General features: G+C 68.7%; 6 protein-coding genes. 3 read left to right on the top strand and 3 right to left on the bottom strand.

Features of this window, described 5'->3' with window-relative positions; all coding sequences use genetic code 11:
- From ACTJKF_RS31130 to ACTJKF_RS31120, 3 genes are all read right to left on the bottom strand, one after another.
- The coding region (locus ACTJKF_RS31130; RefSeq protein ID WP_440628954.1) for an aldehyde dehydrogenase family protein at positions 1–779 on the bottom strand (779 nt) is incomplete at its 3' end.
- Positions 780–891: 112 nt separating this feature from the next.
- Complete coding sequence (locus ACTJKF_RS31125; RefSeq protein WP_440628952.1) at positions 892–2,598, bottom strand: AMP-binding protein; 1,707 nt, start codon at positions 2,596–2,598, stop codon at positions 892–894.
- Between the two features lie 200 nt (positions 2,599–2,798).
- Complete coding sequence (locus ACTJKF_RS31120; RefSeq protein WP_440628950.1) at positions 2,799–3,932, bottom strand: acyl-CoA dehydrogenase family protein; 1,134 nt, start codon at positions 3,930–3,932, stop codon at positions 2,799–2,801.
- Positions 3,933–4,069: 137 nt separating this feature from the next.
- Here ACTJKF_RS31120 and ACTJKF_RS31115 point away from each other — a divergent pair, with 137 nt between their 5' ends.
- The 3 genes from ACTJKF_RS31115 (at position 4,070) to ACTJKF_RS31105 (ending at position 7,578) form a co-directional block, all read left to right on the top strand.
- Positions 4,070–5,104: an AraC family transcriptional regulator gene (locus ACTJKF_RS31115; RefSeq protein WP_440628948.1), complete on the top strand. Its 1,035-nt coding sequence runs from the start codon at positions 4,070–4,072 to the stop codon at positions 5,102–5,104.
- Positions 5,105–5,236: 132 nt separating this feature from the next.
- On the top strand, positions 5,237–6,808 hold the full coding sequence (locus tag ACTJKF_RS31110; RefSeq protein WP_440628946.1) for an NfeD family protein: 1,572 nt from the start codon (positions 5,237–5,239) through the stop codon (positions 6,806–6,808).
- The gene (locus tag ACTJKF_RS31105) at positions 6,805–7,578 is read left to right on the top strand and encodes a slipin family protein (RefSeq protein WP_440628944.1); all 774 of its coding nucleotides are present in this window, start codon (positions 6,805–6,807) and stop codon (positions 7,576–7,578) included. The genes ACTJKF_RS31110 and ACTJKF_RS31105 overlap by 4 nt, the downstream gene beginning before the upstream one ends.
- Positions 7,579–7,984 lie beyond the last annotated feature (406 nt).

Below are 7,984 nucleotides of genomic sequence, written 5' to 3'. Positions count from 1 at the left end.
ATCATCGACTGCACGCGCTTGCCGTGCTGGCTGCCGAGGTTGTACACGTGCGTGCCGACGGCCGTCGAGCCGACGAACGAGATCGCCTTCACGAGCGGATGCGTGCAGATTGCATCGACGACTTCCTTGCCGCCGTGCACGACGTTCAGCACGCCCTTCGGCACGCCCGCTTCGACGGCCAGTTCGACGAGTTCCATCGTCGACAGCGGATCCTGCTCCGACGGCTTCAGCACGAACGTATTGCCGCACACGATCGCCATCGGGAACATCCACAGCGGAATCATCGCGGGGAAGTTGAACGGTGTGATGCCCGCGCATACGCCGAGCGGCTGGCGCAGCGTGTAGGTGTCGACGCCGCCCGCGACGTTTTCGGCAAATTCGCCGAGCTGCAGCGTCCCGACCGAGCACGCGTGCTCGACCACTTCGAGGCCGCGGAAGATGTCGCCTTCGGCGTCGGGCAGCGTCTTGCCCTGCTCGGCCGTCAGCGTCTTCGCGATGCGCTGCTGGTTCGCGCGCACCAGATCCTGGAACTTCAGCATGATGCGCATGCGCGCGGCGATCGGCGTGTTCTTCCACGTCGCATACGCGGCGTGCGCGGCCTGCACGGCCGCGTCGACTTCCGCGACGGTCGCGAACGGCACGCGTGCGAGCACCTGCTGCGTCGCCGGGTTGACGATGTCGCGCCACTCGCGGGTGGTGGACTCGACGAAGGCGCCGTCGATCAGCAGCTTGACCGTCGGCACGTCTTGCCCCGAGCGGGGCGTCGGATTCGCGTTCATCAGTGTGCTCTCCTTGCAGTGGGCCGCGTGGCGTCATGCAACGCGGCCGGTTCGGTTCAGTCAGGCTGCGGGCGGCGCACCGCGACATGCGGCGCGTGCGACCGGCAGCCGGTCATTTCAGTTCGTTGGCGAAATCTTCTTCCCAGTATTCGCCAGGCATCCGCGTGCTCGCATCGTCGCCGCGCTCGATCTCGCGGCGTCGCAGCTCGACGCGGCGGATCTTCCCCGAGATGGTCTTCGGCAGCTCCGCGAATTGCAGGCGACGAATGCGCTTGTACGGCGCAAGCTTCTCGCGCGAGAAGCGGAAGATCTCCAGCGCGAGCGCGGGGCTTTCTTCATAGCCCTGGCGCAGCGTGATGAAGGTCTTCGGCACCGCCAGCCGCACCGGATCCGGGCTCGGCACGACGGCCGCTTCCGCGATCGCCGGATGCTCGATCAGCACGCTTTCCAGTTCGAACGGGCTCAACCGGTAGTCGGACGACTTGAACACGTCGTCCGCGCGGCCGATGTACACGTAGTAGCCGTCGTCGCCGCGCATCGCGATGTCCGACGTGCGGTAATGGCCGTCGCGCATCGCGTGGGCCGTTGCTTCCGGATTGTTCGCATAGCCGTTCATCAGCCCGACCGGGCGCGTCACGCCGGCGCCGATCGGCAGCGCGACCTCGCCTTCGCCGACGGGCATGCCGTCCGGGTCGAGCAGTGCGATCCGGTAGCCGGGCAACGGCCGGCCCATCGAACCGGCCACGACGGGCTGCCCCGGCGTGTTGCCGATCAGGCAGGTCGTCTCGGTCTGGCCGTAGCCGTCGCGAATCGTGATGCCCCACGCCTTCTTCACGCGCTCGATGATCTCGGGATTCAGCGGCTCGCCCGCGCCGACGATCTCGCGCAGCTTCACGTCGAACGACGCGAGCGGCTGCTGCACGAGCATGCGCCACACGGTCGGCGGCGCGCACAGCGTGGTCACCTGGTATTTGACGAGCGCATCGAGCACCGCCTTCGGCTCGAAGCGCGCATAGTTGAATACGAACACGCACGCCTGCGCATTCCACGGCGCGAAGAAGCAGCTCCACGCATGCTTCGCCCAGCCCGGCGAGCTGATGTTCCAGTGGATGTCGCCCGGTTGCAGGCCGACCCAGTACATCGTCGACAGGTGCCCGACCGGATAGGTGCGGTGCGTATGCTCGACGAGCTTCGGCTTCGACGTCGTGCCCGACGTGAAGTACAGCAGCATCGATTCGTTCGACTGCGTGACGGCGTCGGGGTTGAATACATGGCTTGCCGCGTAGCCGTCGTTCATCGCGAGCCAGCCGTCGCGCGGCGCGCCGGCGACGATCTTCTGCTTGAGGCCGAGGCCGGCCTGTTCGAATTTCGCGGTTTCGTTCTCGTCGACGATCGCGTAGGTCGCGCCGCCGATCCGCACGCGATCGCGCACGTCGTCGGCCGACAGCTGGGTGGTCGCGGGCAGCACGATCGCGCCGAGCTTCATCGCGGCGAGCATCGCGTCCCACAGCTCGACACGGTTCGGCAGCATCAGCAGGATCCGGTCGCCGCGCCCGACGCCGATGCCGCGCAGCCAGTTCGCGATGCGCGACGAGCGCTCGGACATCTGCGCGAACGAATACGGGTCGCCCGTCCCGGTTGCCGCGTCGACGATCCACAACGCGGGCTGGTCGTTGCCGCGCGCCATCGGGTCGAAGTAGTCGAGCGCCCAGTTGAAGGCGTCGAGCACCGGCCATGCGAAATCGCGGTAAGCGGTGTCGTAGTCGGTGCGATGGCGCAGCAGAAAGTCGCGTGCGTCCAGGAATGCCTGTACCGTCATGTGTCGTCTCCGTCTCCAGTCTCCAAGCCCCGCGGTCAACCGGCGCATGTGCTGCAGCGCATGCCCGGTTCCGCGTTGTCGCGGCGCACGGTCACGTCGTTGCGTGCCGCGTTCGCCGCCCTGCCCTCGTGCCTGCTTCGTTGCCTGCTTCGTTTGCCTGCTGATTCGGTCGCGTGGTGCCGGATGGAGCGCGCCGCGACTCAGAGCTGTCGCGCGATCACCATCCGCTGCACTTCGCTGGTGCCTTCGTAAATCTGCGTGATGCGCGCGTCACGATAGTGACGCTCGACTTCGTAGTCGACGAGATAACCGTAGCCGCCGTGGATCTGGATCGCGTCCGAACACACGCGCTCGGCCATCTCGGACGCGAACAGCTTCGCCTGCGACGCCTCCGACAGGCACGGCAGCCCGGCCGTGCGCAGCTTCGCCGCGTGATGCACGAGCAGGCGCGCCGCATTGATCTGGGTCGCCATGTCGGCGAGCTTCTGCTGGATCGCCTGGTGCTCGGCGATCGGCTTGCCGAACTGCACGCGCTCGCCCGCATAGCGGCGCGCCTTGTCGAACGCGGCGCGCGCGATGCCGAGCGCCTGCGCGGCGATGCCGATCCGGCCGCCTTCGAGGTTCGACAGCGCGATCTTCAGCCCTTCGCCGCGATTGCCGAGCAGGTTCTCTTCCGGAATCGCGCAGTTCTCGAACGTGATCGGGCACGTGTCGGACGCGCGGATGCCCATCTTCTTCTCGGGCTTGCCGACGATGAAGCCCGGCGTGTCGGTCGGCACCAGGAACGCGGAAATGCCGCGCTTGCCGGCTTCCGGGTCCGTCGTGGCAAAAACGATCGCGACCCCGGCGCGCTGGCCGTTGGTCACGAACTGCTTCGCGCCGTTCAGCACCCACTTGCCGTCGCGCAGTTCCGCCCGCGTGCGCAGGTTGTGCGCCTCGGAGCCGGCCTGCGGCTCGGTCAGGCAGAACGCGCCGATCACGCGGCCCGCCGCCATCTCGGCCAGCCAGCGATCCTTCTGCGCGGGCGTGCCGAAGCCGAGGATCGGCCCGCAGCCGACCGAGTTGTGCACGCTCATCATCGTCGCGCACGCGGCGTCGCCGGCGGCGATCTCCTCCATCGCCAGCGCATAGGCGACGTAATCCGTATACGCGCCGCCCAGCTCCTGCGGCACGATCATCCCGAGCAGGCCGAGCTCGCCGAGCTGCGCGACGACGGCGTCGGGCAGCCGCGCGTCGTGGTCCCACTGCGCGGCGTTCGGTGCCAGCACCTCGGTGGCAAAAGCGCGCGCGGCGTCGCGGATCATCCGCTGGTCTTCGGTGTAAAGCTCGTCCATGGCGCTGCAGTCTCCCGCGGCCGCGTGCCGCGACCGACCTTCCGTTTCGATGCAACAAGTGTAGGCAAGCACGCGCGACTGTTCGATGCTCGCGCCGCTCATTTACACTGAGCGTTTTTGCCATACCGGCGGCTTCGATGAAGCAGGAAGACAAGGGCACCGTCGCGATCAGCCTCGTCGCTTACAGCGTCGCGCTCGCGACCCGGCGCGGCGTCGCGGCCGAGCCGCTGCTCGCGCAGGCCGGCATCGCGCCCGCGCTGCTCGCGCAGCCGCGGGCACGGGTGTCGGCGCAGCAATACGGCGCGTTGTGGAACGCCATCGCGCGCGCGCTCGACGACGAGTTTTTCGGGCAGGATCGCCATCCGATGCGCAGCGGCAGCTTCATCGCGATGAGCCAGGCCGCGCTGTCCGCGCACGACGGACTGCACGCGATGGCTCGCGCGGTGAATTTCCTGCACTGCGTGCTCGACGACCTCCACGCCGAACTCGACGCCAATCCGCAGCGCGTGCGGCTGCGTTTCGTGCACCGCAACAGCGCCGCGGCGCCCGCGATGTTCACGTACGCGACCTATTTCATCATCGTGTACGGGCTGACCTGCTGGCTGATCGGGCGGCGCATCCCGGTGCTGCACGCGAGCTTCCGCTGCGACACGCCGCCGGCCGATCACGAATACCCGTCGATGCTGTGCGACGACATGCGGTTCAACCAGCCGGATTCGTATGTCGATTTCGATCCCGAATTCGCGACGCTGCCGGTCGTGCAGAACGCGAAGACGCTGAAGGCATTCCTGCGCAACGCGCCGGCCAGCTTCATCGTCAAGTACCGCAACCCGAACGCGCTCGCGCAGCGCGTGCGCGCGGTGCTGCGCGGGATGCCGCCCGCGTCGTGGCCCGGTGCGGGCGGGATGGCCGCGCGGCTGCACGTGGCCGAGGCGACGCTGCGCCGCAAGCTGCACCAGGAAGGCCATGCGTACCAGTCGATCAAGGACACGCTGCGACGCGACCTCGCGTTCGAGGCGCTGGCCGATCCGTCGCGGACCATCGCCGACGTCGCGGCGGCCACCGGCTTCGCGGAACCGAGCGCGTTCTACCGCGCGTTTCGCAAATGGAGCGGGCGCAGCCCGGCCGAGTTTCGGGACGAGGCGCTCGCGCGCGGCGGCAGCGCCGGCTAAGTGCGCGGCCGGCCCGGCCCCGCCTTCACGCTTTCCACGCTTTCCGCCGAAACCGCCTAATCTTCAAGCATCGGGCCAACGCCTTTTCCGCGAGCCGGACGACGTGCGGCCGCGCGCCGCCCGGACGCCTCGATGCGCATTCACCGTCATCGGCCGTCGCCGGCACCTGCATCGCCCGGCGGCCGCACCCGTCACCCGCTGTCCGCGCGGGTCGCACGCGCCGCGCTGTTCGCGGCGCTGCTCGTCGTGTGCGCGGCGGTTGCCGCCCCACTCCCCGGCGCCCCCGCCACGGCCCCCGCCGCCGCGCCGCCCGTCGTCGTGATCCCCGTCAACGGCGCGATCGGGCCCGCCAGCGCCGACTTCATCGTCCGCTCGCTCGACCGCGCGGCGCACGAGCACGCGCCGCTCGCGATCCTGCAGCTGGATACGCCCGGCGGGCTCGACACGTCGATGCGGCAGATCATCAAGGCGATCCTCGGCTCGCCGGTGCCGGTCGCGGCGTTCGTCGCGCCGGGCGGCGCACGGGCCGCGAGCGCGGGCACCTATATCGTCTACGCGAGCCACATCGCCGCGATGGCACCGGGCACCAATCTCGGCGCGGCGTCGCCGGTGCAGTTCGGCATCGGGGGCGGCGCGCCTGGCGCGCCGGGCACGACACGGCCGTCACCGAGCGGGGCCTCGGGTGCGGCCGGCGCATCGGGCGCATCCGCGACGCCCGCCGAGCTGCCGAACGACACGCAGTCGACCGAGATCCGCAAGGCGACCCAGGATGCCGCCGCGTACATCCGCGGCCTCGCGCAGTTGCGCGGACGCAATGCCGAATGGGCCGAGCGCGCGGTGCGCGAAGCCGTGAGCCTGTCCGCGAACGAAGCGCGCGCGCAGCATGTCGTCGACCTGATCGCGCAGGACCCGGCCGATCTCGCGCGCCAGCTCGACGGCCGCAGCGTGACCACGACCGCCGGCACGCTGCACCTCGCAACCGCGCATGCGCCGCTCGTGGTGCTCGCGCCCGACTGGCGCAGCCGCTTCCTGTCGATCATCGCCGACCCGAACGTCGCGCTCATCCTGCTGACGATCGGCATCTACGGGCTGTTCTTCGAGTTCGCGAACCCCGGCTTCGTGCTGCCGGGCGTCGCCGGCACCATCTGCCTGCTGGTCGGGCTGTTCGCGATGCAACTGCTGCCGATCAGCTATGCGGGCCTCGGACTCGTGCTGCTCGGCCTCGGCTGCCTCGTCGCCGAGGCGTTCCTGCCGACTTTCGGCGTGCTCGGTTTCGGCGGGATTGTCTCGTTCACGATCGGCGCGCTGATGCTGATCGACACCGACGTGCCCGGCTACGGGATTCCGTGGCCGGTGATCGCGGGCCTCGCGGTCGGCGGCGGGCTGCTCGTCGCCGTCGTCTCGAGCGTCGCGCTGCGCGCGCGGCGGCGGCCGGTCGTGACGGGCGCGGAGGCGATGCTCGGCAGCGTCGGCGAAGTGCTCGACGACGGCCTGCATCCGGATCAGCCGCAAGGCACCGCCGGCCGCGCGCCGTCGGCCGCCGGCTGGGCACTCGTGCATGGCGAGCGCTGGCGCGTCGCGAGCAGCGTGCCGCTCGCCGCGGGTTGCCGCGTGCGCGTCACGGGCCGGCACGGACTGATGCTCACCGTCGCGCCGCTGTACGACACGCAGCCGCAGGACCAACGCCAGGGAGAACCTTCATGATCGGTTACACGTTCGGCTTCAGCAGCGTCCTGATCGTCTTCATCGTGGTGCTCGCCGCCTCGTCCATCCGCATCTTCCGCGAGTACGAGCGCGGCGTCGTGTTCATGCTCGGCCGGTTCTGGAAGGTAAAGGGGCCGGGGCTCGTGCTGATCATCCCGATCGTCCAGCAGGTCGTGCGGATCGACCTGCGCACCGTCGTGTTCGACGTGCCGTCGCAGGACGTGATCACGCGCGACAACGTGTCGGTGAAGGTCAATGCGGTCGTGTATTTCCGCGTCGTCGATCCGGAGAAGGCCGTGATCCAGGTCGCGCGCTTCTTCGACGCGACCAGTCAGCTCGCGCAGACGACGCTGCGCGCGGTGCTCGGCAAGCATGAGCTCGATGCGCTGCTGGCCGAGCGCGAGCAGTTGAACGCGGATATCCAGAAGACGCTCGACGCGCAGACCGATGCGTGGGGGATCAAGGTGTCGACCGTCGAGATCAAGCACGTCGACCTGAACGAGACGATGGTGCGCGCGATCGCGCGGCAGGCCGAAGCCGAGCGCGAGCGGCGCGCGAAGGTGATTCATGCGGAAGGCGAGCTGCAGGCGTCGGAGAAGCTGCTGCAGGCCGCGCAGCGGCTCGCGCAGCAGCCGCAGGCGATGCAGCTGCGCTATCTGCAGACGCTGACGACGATCGCGGCGGACAAGAATTCGACGATCGTGTTTCCGCTGCCGGTGGATTTGCTGGGGGCGTTGCTGGATCGGTTGGGTTCGAAACAGGGACAGTAACGATAGCGTCTGTCCGACGTCACCTGCTCGCCAATCGAGATTTCCGAATCATCGCCGGCCCGTGTCCCAGCGGGGCTGTGGCGTATCCCCGGACTGGCGTGCCCCCGGCCCCTCTAGGGCCTGTTCACGCTAATAACGGGCTTGCGCTGGCCCCCAGAAGGGCCGAGCGCAAGGAATGCGACGAAGCGAATACTCGACGTATTCGCGAGGCGCATGACGCCGCGATCGGCCCTTCTGGGGGCCAGCCCCACGAATGATTTTCTTCCAAACAGGGGAACGTGCCTTTCCGCCCGCATTGCGGCGTCGTTCGTCGTTGCAATAGCTACGGCTATTGCGCCTCCTCTCTCCTTGCCCTGCGGGCGGAAAGGCACGTTCGCAAGCCCGTTATTAGCGTGAACAGGCCCTA

It is taken from the genome of Burkholderia sp. 22313 (genome assembly GCF_052045245.1).
Classification (GTDB): domain Bacteria; phylum Pseudomonadota; class Gammaproteobacteria; order Burkholderiales; family Burkholderiaceae; genus Burkholderia.
Note: the sequence above shows the minus strand (reverse complement) of the source record. Positions and strands in the feature narration are given on the sequence as shown.

Excerpts from the sequence above, each read along its gene's own strand:
- ACTJKF_RS31125 (WP_440628952.1), bottom strand. The coding sequence starts at position 2,598 with ATGACGGTACAGGCATTCCTGGACGCACGCGACTTTCTGCTGCGCCAT.
- ACTJKF_RS31120 (WP_440628950.1), bottom strand. The coding sequence starts at position 3,932 with ATGGACGAGCTTTACACCGAAGACCAGCGGATGATCCGCGACGCCGCG.
- ACTJKF_RS31115 (WP_440628948.1), top strand. The coding sequence starts at position 4,070 with ATGAAGCAGGAAGACAAGGGCACCGTCGCGATCAGCCTCGTCGCTTAC.
- ACTJKF_RS31110 (WP_440628946.1), top strand. The coding sequence starts at position 5,237 with ATGCGCATTCACCGTCATCGGCCGTCGCCGGCACCTGCATCGCCCGGC.
- ACTJKF_RS31105 (WP_440628944.1), top strand. The coding sequence starts at position 6,805 with ATGATCGGTTACACGTTCGGCTTCAGCAGCGTCCTGATCGTCTTCATC.